This window comes from Shewanella sp. SR43-8 (genome assembly GCF_014163775.1).
Lineage (GTDB): Bacteria > Pseudomonadota > Gammaproteobacteria > Enterobacterales > Shewanellaceae > Shewanella > Shewanella vesiculosa.
Genome location: NZ_JACJDX010000009.1, coordinates 236,742 through 259,667, shown reverse-complemented (window position 1 = coordinate 259,667; position 22,926 = coordinate 236,742). Strand labels below are relative to the sequence as shown.

Sequence of the window (22,926 nt, the reverse complement as noted above, 5' to 3'; positions counted from 1 at the left end):
CACCTCAGGAGCAAGCTCCCTTGTGTTACCGCTCGACTTGCATGTGTTAGGCCTGCCGCCAGCGTTCAATCTGAGCCATGATCAAACTCTTCAATTAAAGTTTTTTGAATCTTGCGATTCGGCTCGATGAATTCTGATTGCTTATCTCACCGAAGCGAAACAAGTCTTTGTACATATTACTATGAACATTCATCGTTGCATTGAGTGTAAATTTTTTGATTGCCAACATTCCAAAGAACAGAAGACAATTTCGAATAACTCAATACCTGTGAATGTCCACACAGATTACTTGATAAATTGTTAAAGAGCGTGATGTCGATTTTTCAGACATCGCCGTAAGACGCTAGGTCGTTGGCTTGGGCTGCGTATTCTACGCAATCCCTTTATGGCGTCAAGTGTTTTTTCAAACTTCTTTTTGCCTGTTATAAACACCACTAGGTGGTTGCTCATAACGCTAACCGGTTTTTGCTTTCGCTGTCTGCCGTGTCAGTGGATGCGCATTATAGGCAGCTTAAGATTTAGTGCAAGCGCTTTTGTGCAAAAAAATGATCTTTTTATGATCTTTTTTCCATTTGACGACTTAACTACATGATACCCACTATTTACCCCCAAAGTTATCCACAGAAGGCTAATTTGGCAGTGTATTTTATGAAACTAGAAACAAAAAAAGGTAGCGAATAATCGCTACCTTTTTTATCTAACATCAATAGTGAACCGAGAGTTAACTGAGTTTACCGTGACATTGTTTGTACTTTTGTCCTGAACCACATGGGCATGGATCGTTACGGCCTATTTTCTCGCCTTCACGGATCACTGTTCTAGGAGCCTCGACTTGCTGCTCTGCAGTATCACTTAATGCTTCTGCTGATGCGTGTTGATAAGCCAGTTTAATCTTTGCTTCTTCATCACGGCGACGTTGCTCCATTTCATCAACATCTGATTGTGCTTGGACTTGTACTTTAGACAATACACTTATCACGTCATTTTTTAGTGTTTCAAGCAGTTGTTGAAATAACTCAAACGATTCACGCTTATATTCTTGCTTTGGATTTTTTTGTGCATAGCCACGTAAATGAATACCTTGGCGCAAATGATCCATAGCCGCTAAATGTTCTTTCCAAAGGCCATCTAGCGTTTGTAGCATTACCGCTTTTTCAAATTGACGTAATACTTGTGCACCGACCATTTCTTCTTTAGCTTTATATAAATCACTCCATGAAGATAAGATCCGTTCGCGTAGCGTCTCTTCATGCAGATTGTCATCTTCATCTAACCATTTTTGAATCGTTAGCTTTAGACCAAACTCGTTACCAAGGCGTTGTTCAAGTCCTGATACATCCCACAGTTCTTCAAGTGATTGCGGTGGAATATATTGATCGACGATTCCGCTGATCACATCTTGTTCAATATTCTGAATTGTATCTTGGATACTCTCAGCATCCATTAACTCATTACGTTGTGCATAGACAACTTGGCGTTGATCATTAGCCACATCATCATATTCAAGTAGCTGCTTACGAATATCAAAGTTACGCGCTTCTACTTTACGCTGCGCATTTTCAATAGCACGTGATACCCATGGATGTTCGATGGCTTCACCTTCTTCCATGCCAAGCTTCTTCATCATGCCTGATACACGGTCAGATGCGAATATACGCATCAAGCTATCTTCCATCGACAAATAGAAACGTGAAGAACCCGCATCACCTTGACGACCAGCACGACCTCGTAACTGATTATCGATACGACGAGATTCGTGACGTTCTGTCCCTAGGATGTGTAAACCACCTGCAGCAACCACTTCATCATGACGAATCTTCCAATCGGCTTTAATCTTGGCTTTCTGTTCTGCGGTAGGATTATCTAGTGCTTCAATCTCCATGTTCCAGTTACCGCCTAATACGATATCTGTACCACGACCAGCCATGTTAGTTGCAATTGTTACTGCACCTAAACTACCCGCTTGAGCAACGATCTCAGCTTCTTTTTCATGGAATTTAGCATTGAGCACGCTATGAGGGATTTTGGCTTTTTTCAATAACGTATTAAGCAGTTCTGATTGCTCAATAGATACCGTACCCACCAATACTGGTTGACCACGTTCGCGGCAACTTTCGATATCTTTAATAATCGCGGCATATTTCTCTGGCGCAGTAAGATAGACCAAATCGGCCATATCATTACGGACCATTGGACGGTTTGTCGGAACAACAACCGTGTCTAAGCCATATATATGCTGAAATTCAAATGCTTCAGTGTCAGCTGTACCGGTCATACCGGCAAGTTTTTCATACTGTCTGAAATAGTTTTGGAAAGTGATAGAAGCCAGAGTTTGGTTTTCATTCTGGATTTTAGCGCCTTCTTTAGCTTCCACTGCTTGATGTAAGCCTTCAGACCAGCGACGTCCAGGCATAGTACGGCCTGTATGTTCGTCGACAATGATGACTTCATCATCTTGAACAATATAATCGACATCTTTTTCAAACAAGGTATGTGCGCGAAGTGCTGCATGAACATGATGCAATAGCGAAATATTCGTTGCAGAGTAAAGCGAGTCGCCTTCGGCTAACATACCTTTTTCAATTAAAAGCAGTTCAACTTTCTCTTGACCACGTTCAGTTAAATGGACCTGTTTGCCTTTTTCATCAATACTGTAGTCACCTTCGCCAACATAATCTTCGGTGTCTTCTTTATCTTGAGCAATAAGGCTTGGGATCAATAAATTAATTTTAGCGTAGAGTTCAGAGCTGTCTTCTGCGGCACCGGAAATAATCAGTGGTGTACGCGCTTCATCAATTAAAATTGAATCGACTTCATCAATAAGGGCATAGTGCAATGGTCGCTGAACACGCTCTTGTGGCGAAAATGCCATGTTGTCGCGAAGATAGTCGAAACCGAATTCATTATTGGTACCGTAGGTAATATCTGCGTTGTAAGCTTCTTTCTTTTCGAATGAACCTAAACCCGCGATGTTTATACCGACGCTTAATCCTAAAAACTCAAACAGTGGACGGTTATTCTCAGCATCACGGGTTGCCAAGTAATCGTTCACGGTAATAACGTGAACACCTTTGCCCGTTATGCCGTTAAGGTAAGCAGGCAAAGTTGCCGTAAGTGTTTTACCTTCACCGGTTCGCATTTCAGCAATGCGATTACTGTCGAGTACCATGCCGCCAAGTAACTGCACATCAAAATGGCGCATATCAAACACACGCTTTGATGCTTCACGAACAACAGCAAATGCTTCTGCCATGATGTCATCTAACGTTTCGCCATTTTCTAAACGTGCACGGAACTCTGCCGTTTTCGCTTTCAGTTCTTCATCAGAAAGCTTTTCGTAATCTGCTTCTAATGCATTAATTTGAACAACAATTTTTCCAAGACTTTTCAGGGTGCGGTCGTTGCGACTTCCGAATACTTTTGTCAGTAGTTTGCCTAACATCTTAATCACTTATCTGTTGTAGGTTTGGCTCATTTGAGCGCATTAACCGTTAATATTATTAACTTGCTTTGCGGTAAACGTATTTCTGTGGATCTATTTGTTGTTTACCACGCAGCACTTCGTAATGCACATGGGGGCCGGTTGAACGGCCTGTGCTTCCCATACTGGCAATTTTATCGCCTTTGGCAACCACGTCACCTACGTTTACTGACAGAGATTTATTATGTCCATAGCGAGTGCGAAGACCATTACCATGATCTATTTCGACTAACTCACCATATCCAAGCATTCTTCCTGACCATGTTACAACGCCTGCAGCAGTAGCTGTAACATCCGCCCCTTCTTTGCCGGCAAAATCAATGCCTTTATGCATTGTTCGTCGGCCGCTAAAAGGGTCATTTCGTAAACCATAGGGCGAAGATAACCAACCTTTATCGATTGGCCGCCCTGATATATAACGCTCTTCATCTATATGGAGATTAGATGCTACTGTTTCAAGTAGGGATAGCTGAACGTTATTATTATCAATTCTAGATGCCAGCTTATTCATTTCATCGATAAGCTGACTTAATTCGACACCATTGCCGATTTCGCTCAATCCGCCGATACCGACTTCTGTAGAGAAATCAAATTGGTCATCAAGGAGGTTATTTTGCGCTACTTGCTGCCCAAGGGCTTCAAGTCGGGTGATTTTGGCCTGCAGTTTTGCCACGTGAGTGACTAAAGATGCTAGCTGGGTTTCAGTTGCAGTTTTGAGTTCTACAACTTGTTGCTTTTGCTGTTGGCGTAGCTGCTTATTTTCATCAACTTTCGCTTGTTGGTTAGCAAAACGCTCAGTGCTGTATTGATATATTCCTGTGCCGGTGGCCATTAGAATAATAGGTAGGAGTAACCAACGCTTACTTGGTTGCCAGCGCGTTACACCATTTCGACCTTGGATAAAAACTGTTACACTCATAGCCTAATTCAGCCATCTTATTATCATATGAAAAAGCCCCCTCAAGATCTCAGCAATTTAGTCCATTTGTCTGGGAGACTGCCTGAACTGGCCGAGAAAGCAGAACTACTTAATAATCTGAATCGTTATGTAAAACAGACATTAAGTGGCCCTGTGGCTGAGCAGCTAAAAGTCGCTAATCTCCGCCAGGGTGTTCTTGTTATTGAAACGACATCCGCAGCATGGGCTGCTAGAATAAACTTTCAAAAGCAGAAGCTATTAAAACAGCTTCAAACTGACACACTTCCGATGCTTACTGCTATTGAGGTGAAAGTCAATCCTGGGCTTGCCTTAGCAAAACCACAATCTCAAACTAATCAAAATGTGATCAGCACCACTGCAGCACAGCATATTGAAGCATTAGCAGAACATGTCGATGGTTCTCTAGGTGAAAAACTAAAACGGCTGGCTGCATTAGCCAGCCGTAATAGGCAATCTTAACGGGTTAAACGTGCGCCAACGCACCTGGAACCATGAAGCTGACAGGCACATCAGCCTCTTTGTCAAAGCTGACTAACTCCCATGCTTCTTGCTGAGCAAGTAATGCACGCACAAGTTGGTTGTTTAACGCATGACCCGTTTTGTAAGCCGAAAATTCACCAACAATTGCATGACCAGCAACATATAAGTCACCAAATGCATCAAGAATTTTATGCTTAACGAATTCGTCTTCATAACGCAGACCATCAGGGTTTAATACACGATATTCGTCAAGTACAACGGCATTTTCCATGCTGCCACCTAATGCAAGATTATTTGCACGTAGGTATTCAATATCCCGCATAAAACCAAATGTTCTGGCACGACTAATGTCTTTTACAAACGCTGATGTCGAAAAATCCATCACCATGTGTTGTTGACTGCGGGCAATTTCAGGGTGAGCAAAGTCAATTTTAAAATCAACTCTAAAGCCTTTAAAAGGTTTTAACTCGGCCCATTTATCACCATCTTCAACACGAATAGGCTTAGTAATTTTTATATATTTTTTCGCTGCAGCTTGTTCTTTAATACCTGCGCTTTGCAGTAAGAACACAAAAGGGCTTGCACTGCCATCCATAATCGGGATTTCTGGTGCATCGACTTCGATAATAGCATTATCGATGCCTAAGCCAGCAAGTGCTGCGAACAAATGCTCAATAGTTGATATTCGAATACCAGCATCATTGACAAGGGCAGTACACATTGTGGTTTCACGAACCATATCTGCCTTGGCTGGAATAGACACAGCAGGGCTAAGATCGGTACGCTTGAGTACAATCCCTGAATTTACTGGTGCGGGCTTAATGCACAGAGTCACCTTGTTGCCAGAATGTAATCCGACACCAGTGCTCTTCACCATCTTTTGAACAGTTCTTTGAAAAATCATTCAGTAGCCCATAAATATCAATATTAAACAAATAGTTGCAATAATAGCCTCAGGCTATCATGCATAACTGGTACAACATGCTACCATAAATTTAGTTTTTCACAAAAAAAACGCCAAATACGTTGCAAATTGTAAACCTGTTTACAAAATAACCTTTATCAGCACATCACGCTCATTAGTCACGCTAAACATTGCGTTTTATCCGTCTATTAATCCGCTTGCTTACGTAAGAATGCTGGAATATCAAGATAATCAGCATCAGTACGTTGCGCTGGTTGAGGCTGTGGTACAGCATTACCTTTTGGCGCAGCATAGCTTTGTTGTGATACAACTTCATCAACGGGTTCAGGACGAGGTTCTATCGCAACAGGTTCTGGACGAGCAACAGGCTTAGACACTAGCTGAATGTCTGGCTTTTTCTCAGCGCCAATACCAGTAGCAACAACAGTTACACGTAATTCATCACTCATTTCAGGATCAATCACAGCACCAACAACAACAGTAGCGTTATCAGATGCATAAGCTTTAACATGGTTACCCACTGTTTCAAGCTCTTCAATAGTGATATCCATACCAGCAGTAATGTTAACTAGCACGCCACGAGCACCGGCTAAATCGATATCTTCTAGTAATGGACTGGCAACAGCAGCTTCTGCAGCTTCTTCTGCGCGATCATCACCACGAGCAACACCAGTACCCATCATGGCATTACCCATTTCAGACATCACTGTTTTCACATCGGCGAAATCGACGTTAATAAGACCTGGGCGAGTAATAAGCTCTGCAATACCTTGAACGGCACCCAGTAATACGTTGTTAGCTGCAGCAAAGGCATCAAGTAGTGATGTACCACGACCCAATACTTTTAATAACTTTTCATTTGGGATCGTAATTAACGAATCCACATGTTTAGCTAATTCAGCAATACCAAGTTCTGCATATGCCATACGCTTTTTCCCTTCAAAAGGAAAAGGCTTAGTCACAACAGCAACCGTTAGAATACCTTCTTCACGCGCAATTTCAGCCACGACTGGTGCAGCACCGGTACCGGTACCACCGCCCATGCCTGCAGCGATAAAGATCATGTCAGACCCTTTTATTGCTGCACGAATGTTCTCGCGATCTTCTTCAGCAGCTTGACGACCGACATCAGGATTTGCGCCAGCACCAAGGCCTTTAGTAACATCGCGCCCTAGCTGGATAGTTGAACCCGCACTTGATTTACGTAGTGCTTGTGCATCTGTATTTGTGACGATAAATTCAACACCTTCGATGCTGTGTTTTACCATATGTTCGACAGCATTTCCGCCGCCGCCACCGACGCCGATGACTTTAATCACCGCTTCGTCTGAATGTGTATCCATGATCTCAAACATTGTCTGATCTCCGTTTGTCTGCGTTATTAAAATTCACCTTTAAACCAACTTTTGACCCGATTCAAAAAGCTGGTAACCCCTTGTCGCTCAGGTCGCTCGAACTGTCGTTCGATAACTCGCCTTGCGCCATAATGAAGCAACCCTATTCCGGTAGAATAGATTGGTTGATCCACATATTCGTATAATCCTTTAACTGGTAGCGGAGAGGCAACACGAACTGGCATACCAAAGGTTGCTTCTGCAATTTCAACGGCACCCGATATCGATGACGTTCCTCCGGTAAGTACAATCCCTGCAGCAATTTGATCTTCTAATCCGCTATCTTGTAACTGCTTAAGCACAAGCTCAAACAATTCTTGGTATCTTGGCTCTACCACTTCTGCCAGCGTATGACGTGACATGCTGCGTGAAGGTCTACCACCTACTGATGGTACTTCAATACTGTCTTCACGACTGACGGTTGAACTTCTGGCACTGGCAAATTGCACCTTAATTTGCTCTGCATGCGTTAAGGGCGTTCTGAATATCTTGGCGATGTCACTAGTGACTTGATTGCCCGCTACTGGGATCACCGCACAATGCCGTAATGCGCCGTTGGTATATACAGCAATATCAGTTGTTCCACCACCAATATCAACAATACACACACCTAAATCTTTCTCATCATTTGTGAGCACTGAATCTGCTGAGGCGATACCAGAAAACACTAAATCGTCAACTTTTAGCCCACAGCGTTCAACACTCTTAGTAATATTTTTGGCCATATCATTGGCACAGGTCACGATATGCGCTTTCGCTTCCATACGCATGCCCGACATGCCAATTGGGCTCTTAATCCCGTCTTGAACATCGATAGAATATTCTTGTGGCAATACGTGTAAAATACGACGTTCTGTCGGGATCTTAACCGAGCGCGCGGTATGAATAACGTTGTCAACATCTTCCTGAGTCACTTCTTCGTCGTTAATCGACACCATGCCATTTTCATTTTGACAAGCAATGTGCTTACCCGAAATGCTTAAATATACAGAGGCAACCTGACAATCTGCCATAAGCTCTGCTTGATCTAACGCTCGCTGCACGCTGCGTACGATAGAGTCGAGGTCATTTACGCCGCCTTTGTCCATACCGCGAGAAGGATGATTACCTAAACCAATGACACTAATTTCACCATCAGGTAATACTTCGCCAATGATCACTGCGACTTTGGATGTCCCTATATCTAACCCCACGATGAGGTTTCTTTCCTGATTTTTGGTCATTTATTGTCGACTCTCTTTTTCTGAATCATCCCAACCTACGGCGAACCCGGTATCGTAACGTAAATCAACGGTTGCAACGGGTTTATCACTTTGCTTCAAAGTAGGATACACATTTATAAAGCGTTGTATCCTTGCCATTTTATCTTCTCGACCAAGTTCAATTTGAATCCCATTAGCCAATACTGCATGCCAAGCATGACGTGGACTTAGGCGTAAACTGGCCAACTTAAACTGGTTTATCGTCAATAACTCATCTAACTGCTTATAGCTGGTCAAGACTTCCATTTCAGCCCCTTCAGGGCCATATAACTTAGGTAACGTATCATGTTCTGCATGCGCTAACGCATCAAAAACCTCACCATTAGTATTGAGCCAAGACACTTCATTCCAATGCGCTACAGCTTGCTGCTCTTGTAAAGTGATCTTAAACTTTGCCGGCCATTCACGCCTAACAGATGCATGATAAACCCACGGCAAAGCTTCTAATGCTTTTTGAACATCCGCAACATCGGCACTAAAAAAACTACTTTGCATTAATGATTGCAAGGCGTTCTTTATCTCGTCATCGGTGGTATAAATTCGCTCGCCTTTAATGGCAACCGCTTCAATTGGTAATGCATCTGCATCATTGAGCAGATCATGCAATTTCACCCCACCCCATACTACGGTGCCAAGTACACTGCATAAAAACAGTACGCCAGTGCAAAAATACCAATTAACACGAGCCAGTTTATGTTTTAGTTGCCGCCCTTTATCGCTCCACGACACCTTAAATCCGCCTCTGATATTGTTCCGGAGTTAATCCCAAAAGATCGGTCATTATATAGACCAATTCAGAAGGTTTAAAGCTCGATTTTTACACGCAATAATTGGTGAAAAATCAATCGCTTTATTACTCTTCAGCAAGTACTTTACAACCCAGATTATTCTGAGCTAATTCTTTCGATAAACTACCAATATTACCTGCACCTTGGGTCATGAATAAATCACCATGTTGCAATACATCAGGCAATACCGCGGCAAGCTGATCTGGACTGGCAATAAAAATAGGGTCTATCTGGCCACGTAAGCGAATAGAGCGACATAAAGCGCGTCCGTCCGCACCGGGAATAGGCGCTTCACCAGCGGCATAAACATCTAATAATAATAAACAATCTACTTGCGACAACACATCGACAAAATCTTCATATAAATCACGGGTACGGCTGTATCGATGCGGCTGATATGCCATAACTAGGCGCTTATCTGGCCAACCAGCCCTAGCCGCTTTAATCGTTGCTAATACTTCACTTGGATGATGACCGTAATCATCTACTAGCATCACATTGCCATTAGGTGTTTCAAATTCACCTAAATGCTGAAAACGTCGACCAATACCTTCAAATTGTGCAAGCGCTTGCACAATAGCGCTATCATCAATGTCGTCTTCACTGGCAACAGCAATCGCAGCTAATGCATTAAGTACGTTATGCTCGCCTGGCAAATTAAGCACAATATCGAGATTCTCTTTATTGTGACGTTTCACCGTAAAGCTTGACTGATGGCCGTTTTGAGAAAAATTAATCGCCTGTACATCGGCATCGTCACTAAAACCATAGGTCACAACTTGTCGGCCAATACGCGGCATGATTTCGCGAATAACCTCATCATCAATGCACATAACGGCTACACCGTAAAACGGCAGGTTATGTAAAAAATCAATAAAGGTGGTTTTCAACTTTTCAAAATCACCACCATAGGTATCCATATGATCGGCTTCAATATTGGTGACCACACTCACCATTGGTTGCAAATGCAAAAAGCTTGCATCACTTTCGTCTGCTTCAGCAATAAGGTATCGACTAGTGCCTAAGCGTGCATTGGTACCTGCACTATTGAGTAAGCCACCGATGACAAATGTGGGGTCGCGTTCAGCTTGACCATATACACTGGCAATTAAGCTGGTAGTGGTGGTTTTACCGTGAGTACCTGCAATGGCAACACCATGGCGATAGCGCATTAACTCGGCTAGCATCTCTGCACGACGTACTATCGGAATACGTAATTCTTTGGCTGCGATAATCTCAGGATTTTGCTGGTTAATCGCTGTTGAAACCACGACGACATCAACCTGCTCAACACTTTGGGCCTGATGGCCAATAATGATTTTCGCACCCAAACTGACTAAACGTTCAGTCACACTATTGATGGCAATATCCGAACCGCTCACTTGATAGCCTTCATTCACTAGCACTTCCGCAATCCCACCCATGCCAGCACCACCAATGCCAACAAAATGAATGCGTTTGATCCGTCTCATCTCAGGGATCATGCTACGAAGCTGTGCGTATTTTTCTGTCTTTGTCATTTCAACCCTTTCTCGCAAATGAGGCACAAATATCTGCTACTCGTTCAGTGGCATCTAATACTGCTACACCTCTTGCTTTAAGCCCCATCTGGGCTAGTTCTTGTCTATTCTCAGCAAATAACTGCAACTTTTCCGCAAGATTATCTGCATTTAAAATGGTTTGTGGTAATAAAAATCCTGCGCCAGCATCAACAAGTACCGATGCATTTACGGTTTGGTGATCATCCACTGCATGTGGATATGGCACTAAAATACTCGGTAAGCCCACAGCAGCCAGTTCTGATACAGTAAGAGCACCTGATCGACAGACTACGACATCAGCCCAACGATAAGCGGCTTCCATATCATCAATAAATTCAGCAACATTGACACTGTCGGACTGCCCAAGCTGTTGGTAGTTAGCCTTGACACTTACTTGGTTGTTTTTGCCCACTTGGTGCCAAACTGTCAGTGAATGATATTTGCATAAATGAGCCACCACCGCTGGCATAACGTCATTCAATACTTTTGCGCCTAAACTGCCACCCACCACTAGCACCCTTAACGCATCTGCTTGTGGAGTTTTAATGTGTTCGCCTAACTCTATCAACTCTTGGCGAATGGGATTGCCTACCACCTCCACATTGGCCACATCACTGGCAAAGGTATTAGGAAATGCACACAAAACCTTTTTGGCAATCTTAGACAGCAATTTGTTGGTTAATCCTGGAATGGCATTTTGCTCATGCAACACCAGCGGAATACCAGCTAATTTACCCGCCACGCCACCAGGGCCACTGGCAAACCCGCCCATCCCTAGAATGACGTCGGGCTGAAAGTCATCAATCACAGCTTTAGCTTGAATAATTGAACGTATAATTTTAAACGGAGCCGCTAACTTACGTATGAGCCCATTACCCCGCACACCTTTAATATCGATAAATTCAATATCAAATCCATGCTGTGGCACGAGACGAGCCTCCATACGATCGGCTGTACCTAACCAACGTACTTGCCAACCTTTGTCAGCTAAGTACTTTGCTACTGCTAGTGCCGGGAAAACATGCCCACCCGTACCGCCAGCCATAATCAATATCTTAGGAGAACGGCCAATATTACTGTTCATTAACTTGTTCTCCCTTTTACAGCTTGTACCAAACTAACTCGACGTTCATGATCGATCCTAATGAGCAACATCACCGCAGCGGTCATAATCCACAAACTACTGCCACCATAACTAATAAACGGCAGCGTAAGACCTTTGGTTGGTAACATACCAATACTGGCTCCCACATTAACGACTGTCTGAAAACACACCCAAATGCCTACACCATAAGCGACATAACTTTCAAAAGGACGTTGCATTTTCAAACATAAATTACCCAGTCTAATCGCACGAATAGCAATGAAAAACAGTGCGCATAACACCATAATAATACCGATAAACCCGAGTTCTTCACCGATCACCGCAAAGATAAAGTCAGTATGCGCTTCTGGTAAATAAGCAAGCTTCTGAATACTGTTACCTAGCCCCTGACCAAACCAATCACCCCGACCGTAAGCCATCAACGATTGCGTTAACTGATAACCACTGCCGAAAGGATCTTCCCATGGATCCATAAACGAAGTCACTCGTCGCATACGATAAGGCTCAAATAACACCAGCAATACGAATGTCGCTACGCCTAGTAACACCAACACCATAAAGTCAGTAATGCGAGCACCAGCCAAAAAAAGTAGGCTTACAGTACACACGAACAACACGACCACAGTACCCAAATCGGGCTGTAATAGGATCAACACAGCGAACAAACCGTAAACGCCAATCGGTTTGTAAAAGCCTTTACGGTTTTCACGCAATTCACCATGACGACGAACTAAGTAACCCGCCATGTAAACAATAAATACAAACTTGGCCATTTCGGCGACTTGGATCCTAATGGGACCAATAGACAACCATCGACGCGCACCATTTACCGATGTGCCAATAAACAGCACAGCGATCAATAAGACCAGTACTCCAAGCATCAGCATGCCGCTATTTTTTTCCCAATAGCTGACTTCGAACTTAAGCACCACAAATGCAATCACCACACAGCCAACAAGATAGAGCACATGGCGGTACATAAAATAAAATGGATCGCCTGTCAGCTTAGTTGCTTCAGGCATTGACGCGGACATCACCATGACAAAGCCAAAACACATCAAACCGACTATCGCGACGAGAAAACTACGGTCGTACAATGGCATATCAGGTGTTTGTTCACCTGATAATAACGAGGGTAAAGTCCAATTAAGGCCCCGTTTAAACAAGCTCAGTTGCTGCTCGTTATTCGCCATCGGCTAATGACTCCACACATTGTCTAAAATCATCACCGCGAGCCATAAAATTCTTATACATATCTAGACTGGCACACGCCGGAGACAATAATACGATATCACCAGACGATGCTAACTCAGCGGCTTTTGCAACGGCCTCAGCCATCGATGTGACCTCAATAGCTCCTGATTTTAATTTGGCTATTTTGCGCCCATCTCGGCCCAAGGTAATCAATTGAGTAATATTGGAAAGCGGTTCTGCAAGGGGACGAAAATCGCTGCCTTTACCATCGCCGCCAGCGATCAAGTATAAATCGCCTAAATGCGAGTTAAGCCCTTCCAGTGCGGCAACTGTTGCGCCAACATTAGTCGCTTTGGAGTCATTGATGTACGTCACACCTTGTTTCACACCGACAAGCTCACAACGATGGCTTAAACCAGCAAAGGTTTTAGCCACTTCAATCATGGACTCTTTACCAACCCCGCAAGCATCCGCTAATGCCATTGCGGCTAATAAGTTAGCGTGATTATGACTGCCAATTAAGGTCACTTCATTTAGATTCATAATTTCGCTATCACCATGAAAAATCTTGCCATCACTTAATCCCCACGCATCACCTTCAGGCACGCCTAAACCAAAATTATTTTGATTCATTGGTTCAATTGGATAAGTTAATTCATCATCGCGGTTATACATGACAAAACGGCTTTGTGGATATAAACGTAACTTTGCTTCGCGGTAGGAGTTTAGGTCGCTATAGCGATCCATATGATCTTCGCTAATATTAAGGCATGTAGCCGCAATACAATGTAACGAAGCAGTGGTTTCAAGTTGAAAACTCGACAGTTCAAGTACAAAAAAATCAGCATTTTGAGGCAATAAATCCAGCGCTGGCGTACCAATATTGCCGCCAATAGCCACCGACTTACCGGCCGTTAGCAGCATGTCATATACTAAGGTCGTTACTGTAGATTTACCATTTGACCCAGTGATACCAACAACACACGGTTTTCTATCCGCTATCTCTCGGGCAAATAACTCAATATCACCAATCACTTCAATGCCCATGTCTAATGCCGCACGCACTTCAGGCGTATCAACAGGCACACCTGGGCTAATGATAATTTGGCTAGCCTGAACTAAATAACGACAATCAAACCCACCGGCTAATAACTCAATATCGGCAAACTCTTGCGCCAAGGTATCTGCACCAGGCGGATGACGACGACTGTCCATCACTAAAGGTTTGATGCCTTTAGTCGCTAAAAAACGCACGACCGAGAGCCCTGTAGCCCCCAAGCCTAAAACAATGTGCGTGTATTGAGTTTGCATAATACTGACCTTTATTAATTGCTTAGCGTAATTTTAACGTCGCAAGACCTAGTAACACTAAAAACAACGAGATAATCCAAAAACGCACAATAACCCGCGGCTCTGGCCACCCTTTTAACTCATAATGATGATGGATCGGCGCCATACGAAAAATGCGTTGGCCGCGTAATTTATATGAGCCCACCTGCAGGATCACCGATACGGTTTCCATAACAAAAACGCCACCCATAATCACCAGCAAAATTTCTTGGCGAACTAAAATAGCAATCACACCTAAAGCTGCGCCCAGTGCTAATGAACCCACATCGCCCATAAACACTTGCGCTGGATAAGTGTTAAACCACAGAAAACCTAAACCTGCGCCTACCATTGCGGTACACACAATCACTAACTCACCCGCTAAAGGTAAATGAGGGATATGTAGATAACTGGCAAACTGAGCATGACCAGATAAGTAAGCGATTAATGCAAAAGCTGCGGCGACCATTACGGTTGGCATAATCGCTAGGCCATCTAAGCCATCTGTTAAATTCACCGCATTACTCGCACCAACAATGGTGAAGTACGCTAAAACAATAAACATCATGCCTAACTGAGGCATAATATCTTTAAAAAACGGCACCACTAATTGGGTTTCCCCACCCATGGTCGAGGAGCTATATAAAAACACTGCCACCACTAACGCAGCGATAGACTGTAGAGCATATTTCCAACGAGCAATCAGGCCTTTAGTATCTTTTTTTACCACTTTACGGTAATCATCAATAAAGCCAATCGCACCAAAAGTGGCTAATACGAATAAGGTAACTAACACGTAACGGTTAGATAAATCACCCCATAACAGCACACTGATAAAAATACCCGCAAGGATCATTATGCCGCCCATGGTCGGCGTACCACGTTTGCTAAAGTGTGACTCAGGGCCATCACTTCGAACCACTTGGCCAATTTGCAGCATTTGCAGGCGCTTAATTAATATCGGCCCCCACCACAAACTAAACACCAATGCGGTTAACAAGCCTAAAATAGCCCGAAACGTTACATATGAAAAAACGTTAAACCCAGAATAAAACTGGGTTAAATACTCGGCTAGATAAACCAGCATTTACACTAACTCCCCACGCCCATAGGCATCTAATAAACTGTCCACAACTCGCTCCATGGCGGCGCTGCGGGAACCTTTAACTAAAACTGTGATATGACCTGTGGTGCTTGCTAACTGTTTTTTTAATGCCACGATCAATGCTTCTTGAGCTGGAAAATGCTCACTACCGAATGCTTCACTGGTATTGGCCGATAACTGACCACAACAAAACAGCGCCTCGATTGTTGCATTTTTAGCCTGCGTTCCAATGCTAGCGTGCAAAGGGGCGGCATTGTCGCCTAATTCGCCTAAATCTCCCAGCACTAAACAACGATATCCATCACGTTGTTGCAACCAATCAATTGCTGCACTCACGGATGTTGGATTAGCGTTATAACTATCATCAATTAATAACACTCGGCCAAGTTCATGTGGCTGCATACGCCCTTTTACGGGTATGAGTAAATAAAAGCCTTGGGCAATGTTAGTAAGCGATAATCCCAACGCAATCGACATTGATGCCGCGGCAAGAGCATTACTCACTTGATGCATTCCAGCCAATGGCAAATGTACCTGCACATGCTGGCCGTTAAACGTCAATGTAAATTGATAACAACCATTGGCATCGGCCACGATATTTGTCGCGGTAACGTCTGCATCAACATTCATGTCACATGAAAAACGTAATTGTTTATGGTCTTTGGAGCGTTGCAGCATAAAATCGGCAAACTTATCGTCAGCATTAATAATCGCTGTGCCATCTTGTGAAAGATGATTAAATATCTCCGATTTTGCCTGTGCAACGCCTTCAAGCGACCCAAATCCTTCAAGGTGAGCACTGCCGACATTATTCACCAGTGCGACTCGTGGATGGACTAATGATGAGGTGTAATCAATCTCACCACTATGATTTGCACCAAGCTCAAATACCCCGTATTCGTCGCCTTCACTTAAACGCATCAAGGTTAATGGCACGCCAATTTCGTTATTAAAATTACCTGCAGTAAATAACACTTTATGGTGCTGAGCTAAAATAGTGGCTAGCATTTCTTTAACACTGGTTTTACCGTTTGATCCGGTCAATGCCACGCAAATAGGTGCCACAGCTTGACGAACAAATATGCCTATCTGACCCAGCGCCTTTTGCGTATCGGCGACCACAATTTGCGGGATATCGGCGCCAAAAGGGTGATCCACTAATAAATGATCAACCAAAAGCGCTTCTGCACCATTGTTTATGGCTGTTACGGCAAAATCATGGCCATCAAAACGCTCGCCTTTTAAAGCAACAAATAAGCATTGCGCGCTAATATTACGGCTGTCAGTACTGACATTGTTAATCAACCTATCTTGGCCTGCTAACATGCCATTAAGATGCTGAGCCAATTCCGACAAAGTGACGCTAATCATGATGCCTCCTGAGACAAGGTTAATGCTAACGCACGTTCATCGTAGTCAATTCGCTCACCAGCCACTTCTTGATAGGTTTCATGGCCTTTTCCAGCAAGCAGTACAATATCGTCAGCTTGTGCCAATGACACTACACGGGTAATCGCTTCAATACGGTCAACCTGGCTAAGCACATTTTGCGGTTGACTAATGCCCTGCAAAATATCATCGATAATAGTTTGCGGATCTTCACTGCGAGCATTATCGCTAGTGATCATGACTTTATCTGCATACTGTTCTGCGGCTTGTGCCATTAAAGGCCGTTTACCTTTATCACGATCGCCGCCACAACCAAATACACACCATAATGTGCCTTTGCAGTGCAGTCTTAACGCTTTTAGTGCTTGTTCAATGGCATCTGGAGTATGAGCGTAATCGACCACTAAAGTAGCCTTATTCATTGAGGCAAAACGCTCCATACGACCAGCCACAGGCACCAGTTTTGGAATGACGGCCAATATCGATGCCATTGCCATTCCTTGAAGGTACAAAGCAGAGATCGCGGCCAAAAGATTCGATAAATTAAAGGCACCTAATAACGGTGAACTAAACGGCGTACTTACTCGTTGGCCGCTATCGATCTCGACAAAATGTAGCGTTGCAGTAACACCAGCATCATGATATTCAATAGCGTCACAGTAAAAGTCGGCTGTAGCATTACCCTTAATACTGAAAGATTTATGCTTATCATTTGCCAGTTCAGTCAGCCATTTTGCGCCAACAGCATCATCAATATTAATCACCCCGTGTTGGACACTAGGAAATTGAAATAGGCGTTTTTTAGCCGCGGCGTAAGAGTCCATATCACCGTGATAATCTAGGTGATCACGGCTTAGGTTAGTAAACACAGCAATCTCAAACGGCGCCGCTTCGACACGCCCTTGGACTAAGCCATGGCTTGAGACTTCCATGGCACACACTTCGGTGCCTTGAGCAATAAATTCACCAAGCTGACGCATAATGGTGATCGCATCGGCAGTGGTATTACCGCTGTCAACAAGTTGCCCCCACAAACCATTGCCTAATGTGCCCATAACGGCGGCTTGATGACCAAGTAAGGCTACTATTTGCGCGATAATTTGGCTGACCGAAGTTTTGCCATTAGTTCCTGTGATACCAATTAATGACAACGACTGACGGTTGGACAAATAAAACTGCGCGGCAACGGCCGATAACTGCCGACCTAATTGGAAAAAATACACTAATGGCACGTTATACTGAAGGCGATCGACTAAGCCATGTTCATCTGGATTATCAGTATGGATAAGTATTGCTGTAGCGCCTGCTTGAACCGCTTGAGAAATGAATGATCGACCATCAACTTTATAGCCAGGCAGGGCCACAAATAAACTGCCAGCTTGCACTTCACGGCTATTTAGGGTTAAACAACTAATCGATTCGCGACCAGAGTAATGGAACCATGGCGCTAATAAATCATTTAATAACATTGGTCTGCGCTCCTCGCGCAGTAGCCAAATGAACGGCTTCCTGCTCTGAAATAGGTTCAACATTAAGCATTTGTAAAGCACCAGACATAATTTTAGCAAAGGCGGGACCCGCTACGTCGCCACCGTAATACTTGTCACCTTTTGGTTCATTAATGACCACAGAAATCGCTAAACGAGGATTATGAACTGGAGCCACACCGGCAAATAAAGCAACATAATCATCGCCATAACCACCCGCTACCGCTTTACGGCTAGTACCGGACTTACCGGCTACAGGGTAGCCATCAATATGAGCTTTAGTTCCCGTGCCTCCCGTTTCAGTAACCCCAACGAGCATTTCCATAACGTCATAGGCGACTTTACGTGAAATAACCTGCTTACCTTCGGGCGCCTGTTTCAGTTTTAAAATAGACACAGGATACAATATTCCACCACTGCCTAAGGTGGCGTACATACGGGCAATTTGTAACGGAGTGGCAGTAAAACCATAACCAAAAGACAGAGTGGCACGTTCAAAGTCAGACCAACGATGACGATTATGAATTAACCCAGCACTTTCACCGGTTAAATTGATCCCTGAATAATTGCCGACCCCCATAGATTGGTAGGTGCCTAATAATTGTTCAATGGGCATAGACAAGGACAGTTTACTAATTCCTACGTTACTCGACTTCACCAGAATTTTGGCTAAGGTCATGTCACCATAATTACTCGAGTCACGCACTTGACGCCCGCCAATGCGCATCCAACCAGGCGATGTCGATATCAATTCATTGACTTTCACTGTGCCAGCTTCAAGCGCGGCAGCGACAACAAAAGGTTTAATTGTTGACCCTGGCTCAAATGTGTCAGTTAAGGCACGATTACGCATGCGGTGTGGCTGCAAATTATCACGGGCATTAGGGTTATATGAGGGAGTATTGACCATCGCCAACACTTCACCCGTATTGACGTCTATCACCACCACAGACCCAGATGTCGCTTGGTATACTTCTGTTGCACGCTTTAATTCACGGTAGGCTAATTGCTGAATACGCTGATCAATACTGAGCACTAAATCGTTAGAGCTTTCGCCCTCTTGGACCATATCTAGACGCTCAACCACGCTGCCATCGCGAGATTTGCGGACTTTTTGCTTAGAGGGTGTGCCTGTTAACCAGGTATTATAAGTATTTTCAATGCCTTCAATGCCGACATCGTCGATATTGGTAATACCGATTAACTGAGCGGCAATTTCACCTGAAGGATAATAACGGCGAGATTCCGCTTTAAGGTAAATGCCACCGATTTTCAACTGCTCAATGTAGTCAGCAACGGCGGAGGTTACCTGACGTTTTAAGTATACAAAGCGCTTATTCGGGTGATTTTTAACTTTATCCACCAGCTCATCGACTGGCTCTTGCAGTACATCGGCAAGAGCTTGCCAACGGCGCATATCTTTAAATGCATCTTGGTCATGAGCGTGTTTAGGATCGGCCCACACCGCTTGCACAGGCACACTGACTGCGAGCATATCGCCATTGCGATCAGTGATTAACCCTCTCTGAACTTGGTTACTGGTTGTGCGTAGGGTGCGCATATCACTTTCGTGACGGAGTTTATCTGGCTCAATAATTTGAATATAGGCAGCACGGGCAACTAAACTGCAAAATAATAGCAATACGAATCCCACCACAACGTATAACCGCCATGGGATGAGTTCGTGACCTAATTTCTGCTTCGCTTGTCTAGCCATATTCCCTATGCTCACTGGACTCGAATGATAACTTCCTCCTTAGGAAGCGGCCGAGACATGTTTAGTTCTTTGGTTGCAATTCGAGTCACACGACTGTGCTCTGATTGCGATTGTTCTTCTAATAATAAGTTTCGCCATTCAATATCTAAGCGATCTTGCTCTTGCAACAATTGATCCCACTGAGTGATCAATTTACGTGTTACATGACTGGTATAAACTACGGCTACACCATTGATTACAATTAATAAAATAAGAAGCAACACCCATTTGTGCTGCCACATATCGAGTAATACAATTCGAGGTAAATTTAATGGTGATTGGCTCACATTACCCTCGATAGTTAGTAATCCAGACGCTCTGCAACTCGTAACACTGAGCTGCGCGCGCGTGGATTTAACTCTAATTCTGCATCAGAAGGCTTTAGTGCTTTACTCACCGCCTTTAATTTACGCGATTTATTAAGCTCGGCCTCCATGATAGGTAATCCATGTGGCACGCTTTCACCTTGGCTATGGCGGCGTATAAAACGCTTAACCATACGATCTTCTAAAGAATGAAAACTGATCACTGATAAGCGACCTTGGGGAGCTAGCACTGCTAAAGCACCTTCAAGCGCTTGATCTATTTGCTCTAATTCACTATTGATATAAATGCGGATAGCTTGAAACACTCGCGTGGCAGGATGCTTATTTCGCTCTTTATTTTTGGTGATCCGCGCGATCAAATCAGCTAAGTCTTTCGTGCGTAAAAAAGGCGTTTTTTCACGATCGGCTGCAATGCATCGTGCAATATGGCGCGAATTTTTTTCTTCACCATAAGTTTTAAATACCCATGCCATGTCTTCAATTTCTGCACGTGCTATCCACTGGGCTGCAGTTTGACCTTGGCTATTGTCCATACGCATATCGAGCGGGCCATCGCGTAAAAAACTAAAGCCGCGTTCTGCATCGTCTAACTGTGGCGACGACACGCCAAGATCAAGCAATACACCATTGATTTTGCCCGTCAGACCAAGTTCTTCGACATATTCAGCTAATTGACCAAAGCCACCGTGAACAATTTGAAAGCGTGGATCATCAGCAAACTGTTTAGCTGCCTCAATCGCTTGCGGATCTCTGTCAATCGCAATCAGGCGACCGTTTTCACCCAAATGACTTAACACATGACGCGAATGCCCACCACGGCCAAAAGTGCCATCAATGTAGATGCCATCACTTTGGATGTTGAGTCCGTCTACGGTCTCATTGAGTAATACAGATAAATGGGCAAACTCTTGGCTCATTGGGTTCTTCTAACCTTTTAGATAACTACAGTGAAAAGTGTGCCAAGCGTTCATTGCTGGCTAAATCTTGGCTTTGAATGAGCGTATTGCCATCATCCATTTGTTGTTGCCAAGCTGACTCTTCCCATAATTCAAATTTATTCAGTAAGCCCACCAGCATGGTTTTCTTTTCTAAGCTGGCGAAACTTCGCAATGCCGGCGGAATCACAATACGTCCGTGGCTGTCTAGTTCACAATCTTGTGCATGACCTAGTAATTTTCGTTTAAAGGATCGCTCAAGTGGATCAGTGTCAGAAAGCAGTCTCAACTTTGCTTCAATCTGCTCCCATTCGTGTAACGGATAAATCAACAAACAAGCGGCATCAATATCAACGGTCATAATCACAGTGCCGGCATGCTCCACACGTAACGCATCACGGTATCTCGCTGGAATTGCGATCCGTCCTTTTGCATCCATGTTGATTGCACTGGCGCCACGAAACACGTTATTTAGCCCTTATTGTTATCATTTGATCCACAATGATCCACTTCTTCCCACAAATGCTAAGTTTAGGGACTCTATGCAAGTGTTGTCAAGCAATGGACAGATATATTAAATCCATACCCCAAGCGGGTTAGCAGCAAATTAATATCAAGCGGGATGAATGACAGAGCCGTCTGAAAAAAACAGCTAAAAATCAGGGTAAATGAGTTAAACCAGAGACATAACGGTCACTTTATCGGCTAAAATAGACTGGAGATCTTTTTTATTAAACTTACTTTATGGTTCGAATACTCCATCTTTATATCGTAATACTGCTCAGCTACTCGGTTTTAAGTTCATTAAAAATTAACAAATAGTCGACTGGGTCTACTTTATATGGCTAAAAAACCACTTAATCTTACCTTTATATCTACCCATTGCTCTCGATAGCAGTATGTAACGCGCAGTTTGTAAAGCACACAAACTCATGATTAACCTTAATAGACATTTTGCTTAAATAAGCAGGGTCGCAATACTTAAGCAATTAATCATCATCAAATTATGGTTAACATCCACGGTTAAATATCACAATGTTGGACATTAAAGGCCCTATGTTAAGGGCAAGCATTTTATCAATTCATCTCGTAATCACAGTTAATTTTTCTTAATGCCTCAAAAGGTACAAGGTTGAATTAGCTCAATGGATAAATAGTAAAAAGCGCTCATGAATGCAAGTGAACGACAAGGTGAATACGCAAAGACTACATCCAGCTCGCGCTTAATACCTGGCTGAGTTGAAGTAGGAAAGTGTCGCGATGTTGGTATTATTCTGCTAGCGTGGGGTAATGGTTGAACAAATTTAAAGCAATTGAAGATTAACATGGCTCATCATATCTACTTTCGGCAGTGGGTAGCGATAACGCCAATGATCCACCTGATAAAAGCGCTTCCTAAATGAGCTTCTATCTAAAAGATTACATTTTAATCAATTTGTGCCGATAAACAGTTAAGGTGGTTAACAATCACATTCATTTAACCAATATG

At 43.6% G+C, this 22,926-nt stretch carries 18 protein-coding genes and 1 rRNA gene; 1 reads left to right on the top strand and 18 read right to left on the bottom strand.

The window, feature by feature from the left end:
* The 3 genes from H5114_RS13785 to H5114_RS13775 form a co-directional block, all read right to left on the bottom strand.
* Nucleotides 1-97, bottom strand: a 16S ribosomal RNA gene (locus H5114_RS13785); the annotation flags it as partial.
* A 624-nt stretch (nt 98-721) separates the two neighbouring features.
* Complete coding sequence (secA, locus tag H5114_RS13780; protein WP_182698920.1) at nt 722-3,442, bottom strand: preprotein translocase subunit SecA; 2,721 nt, start codon at nt 3,440-3,442, stop codon at nt 722-724.
* A 58-nt stretch (nt 3,443-3,500) separates the two neighbouring features.
* Nucleotides 3,501-4,400 (bottom strand): M23 family metallopeptidase, encoded by a 900-nt coding sequence (locus tag H5114_RS13775; protein ID WP_124018384.1) that lies wholly within the window; start codon nt 4,398-4,400, stop codon nt 3,501-3,503.
* A gap of 27 nt (nt 4,401-4,427) precedes the next feature.
* Between H5114_RS13775 and H5114_RS13770 the strand changes: the two genes are divergently transcribed.
* Nucleotides 4,428-4,880, top strand: a complete 453-nt coding sequence (locus H5114_RS13770) for a DUF721 domain-containing protein (protein ID WP_124018383.1) — start codon at nt 4,428-4,430, stop codon at nt 4,878-4,880.
* Nucleotides 4,881-4,884: 4 nt separating this feature from the next.
* On the opposite strand, the gene lpxC is transcribed toward H5114_RS13770, so the two are convergent.
* The 15 genes from lpxC to mraZ all read right to left on the bottom strand — a co-directional run bounded on the left by lpxC (nt 4,885) and on the right by mraZ (nt 21,903).
* Nucleotides 4,885-5,805, bottom strand: coding sequence for a UDP-3-O-acyl-N-acetylglucosamine deacetylase (gene lpxC / locus H5114_RS13765; protein ID WP_124018382.1), 921 nt, complete (start codon nt 5,803-5,805; stop codon nt 4,885-4,887).
* Nucleotides 5,806-6,014: 209 nt separating this feature from the next.
* The gene (ftsZ, locus tag H5114_RS13760) at nt 6,015-7,181 is read right to left on the bottom strand and encodes a cell division protein FtsZ (protein WP_124018381.1); all 1,167 of its coding nucleotides are present in this window, start codon (nt 7,179-7,181) and stop codon (nt 6,015-6,017) included.
* Nucleotides 7,182-7,207: 26 nt separating this feature from the next.
* Nucleotides 7,208-8,443: a cell division protein FtsA gene (ftsA, locus tag H5114_RS13755; protein WP_124018380.1), complete on the bottom strand. Its 1,236-nt coding sequence runs from the start codon at nt 8,441-8,443 to the stop codon at nt 7,208-7,210.
* On the bottom strand, nt 8,444-9,211 hold the full coding sequence (locus tag H5114_RS13750; protein ID WP_182698919.1) for a cell division protein FtsQ/DivIB: 768 nt from the start codon (nt 9,209-9,211) through the stop codon (nt 8,444-8,446). It abuts the gene before it with no gap.
* A 124-nt stretch (nt 9,212-9,335) separates the two neighbouring features.
* Complete coding sequence (gene murC, locus H5114_RS13745; protein ID WP_124018378.1) at nt 9,336-10,790, bottom strand: UDP-N-acetylmuramate--L-alanine ligase; 1,455 nt, start codon at nt 10,788-10,790, stop codon at nt 9,336-9,338.
* A gap of 1 nt (nt 10,791) precedes the next feature.
* Nucleotides 10,792-11,895, bottom strand: a complete 1,104-nt coding sequence (murG, locus tag H5114_RS13740) for an undecaprenyldiphospho-muramoylpentapeptide beta-N-acetylglucosaminyltransferase (RefSeq protein ID WP_182698918.1) — start codon at nt 11,893-11,895, stop codon at nt 10,792-10,794.
* Nucleotides 11,895-13,109: a cell division protein FtsW gene (gene ftsW / locus H5114_RS13735; protein WP_124018376.1), complete on the bottom strand. Its 1,215-nt coding sequence runs from the start codon at nt 13,107-13,109 to the stop codon at nt 11,895-11,897. The genes murG and ftsW overlap by 1 nt, the downstream gene beginning before the upstream one ends.
* On the bottom strand, nt 13,099-14,421 hold the full coding sequence (gene murD / locus H5114_RS13730) for a UDP-N-acetylmuramoyl-L-alanine--D-glutamate ligase (protein ID WP_124018375.1): 1,323 nt from the start codon (nt 14,419-14,421) through the stop codon (nt 13,099-13,101). The genes ftsW and murD overlap by 11 nt, the downstream gene beginning before the upstream one ends.
* A 22-nt stretch (nt 14,422-14,443) precedes the next feature.
* Nucleotides 14,444-15,526 (bottom strand): phospho-N-acetylmuramoyl-pentapeptide-transferase, encoded by a 1,083-nt coding sequence (gene mraY, locus H5114_RS13725; RefSeq protein ID WP_124018374.1) that lies wholly within the window; start codon nt 15,524-15,526, stop codon nt 14,444-14,446.
* The gene (murF, locus tag H5114_RS13720) at nt 15,527-16,915 is read right to left on the bottom strand and encodes a UDP-N-acetylmuramoyl-tripeptide--D-alanyl-D-alanine ligase (protein ID WP_182698916.1); all 1,389 of its coding nucleotides are present in this window, start codon (nt 16,913-16,915) and stop codon (nt 15,527-15,529) included.
* Nucleotides 16,912-18,402: a UDP-N-acetylmuramoyl-L-alanyl-D-glutamate--2,6-diaminopimelate ligase gene (gene murE, locus H5114_RS13715; RefSeq protein WP_182723223.1), complete on the bottom strand. Its 1,491-nt coding sequence runs from the start codon at nt 18,400-18,402 to the stop codon at nt 16,912-16,914. The genes murF and murE overlap by 4 nt, the downstream gene beginning before the upstream one ends.
* On the bottom strand, nt 18,389-20,137 hold the full coding sequence (locus tag H5114_RS13710) for a penicillin-binding transpeptidase domain-containing protein (protein WP_124018371.1): 1,749 nt from the start codon (nt 20,135-20,137) through the stop codon (nt 18,389-18,391). Before H5114_RS13710 ends, murE begins: the two co-directional genes overlap by 14 nt.
* 11 nt (nt 20,138-20,148) lie before the next feature.
* Nucleotides 20,149-20,463, bottom strand: coding sequence for a cell division protein FtsL (gene ftsL, locus H5114_RS13705; protein WP_124018370.1), 315 nt, complete (start codon nt 20,461-20,463; stop codon nt 20,149-20,151).
* A gap of 14 nt (nt 20,464-20,477) precedes the next feature.
* On the bottom strand, nt 20,478-21,419 hold the full coding sequence (gene rsmH / locus H5114_RS13700; RefSeq protein ID WP_011639222.1) for a 16S rRNA (cytosine(1402)-N(4))-methyltransferase RsmH: 942 nt from the start codon (nt 21,417-21,419) through the stop codon (nt 20,478-20,480).
* 25 nt (nt 21,420-21,444) lie between these two features.
* On the bottom strand, nt 21,445-21,903 hold the full coding sequence (gene mraZ, locus H5114_RS13695) for a division/cell wall cluster transcriptional repressor MraZ (protein WP_124018369.1): 459 nt from the start codon (nt 21,901-21,903) through the stop codon (nt 21,445-21,447).
* Nucleotides 21,904-22,926: the final 1,023 nt, after the last annotated feature.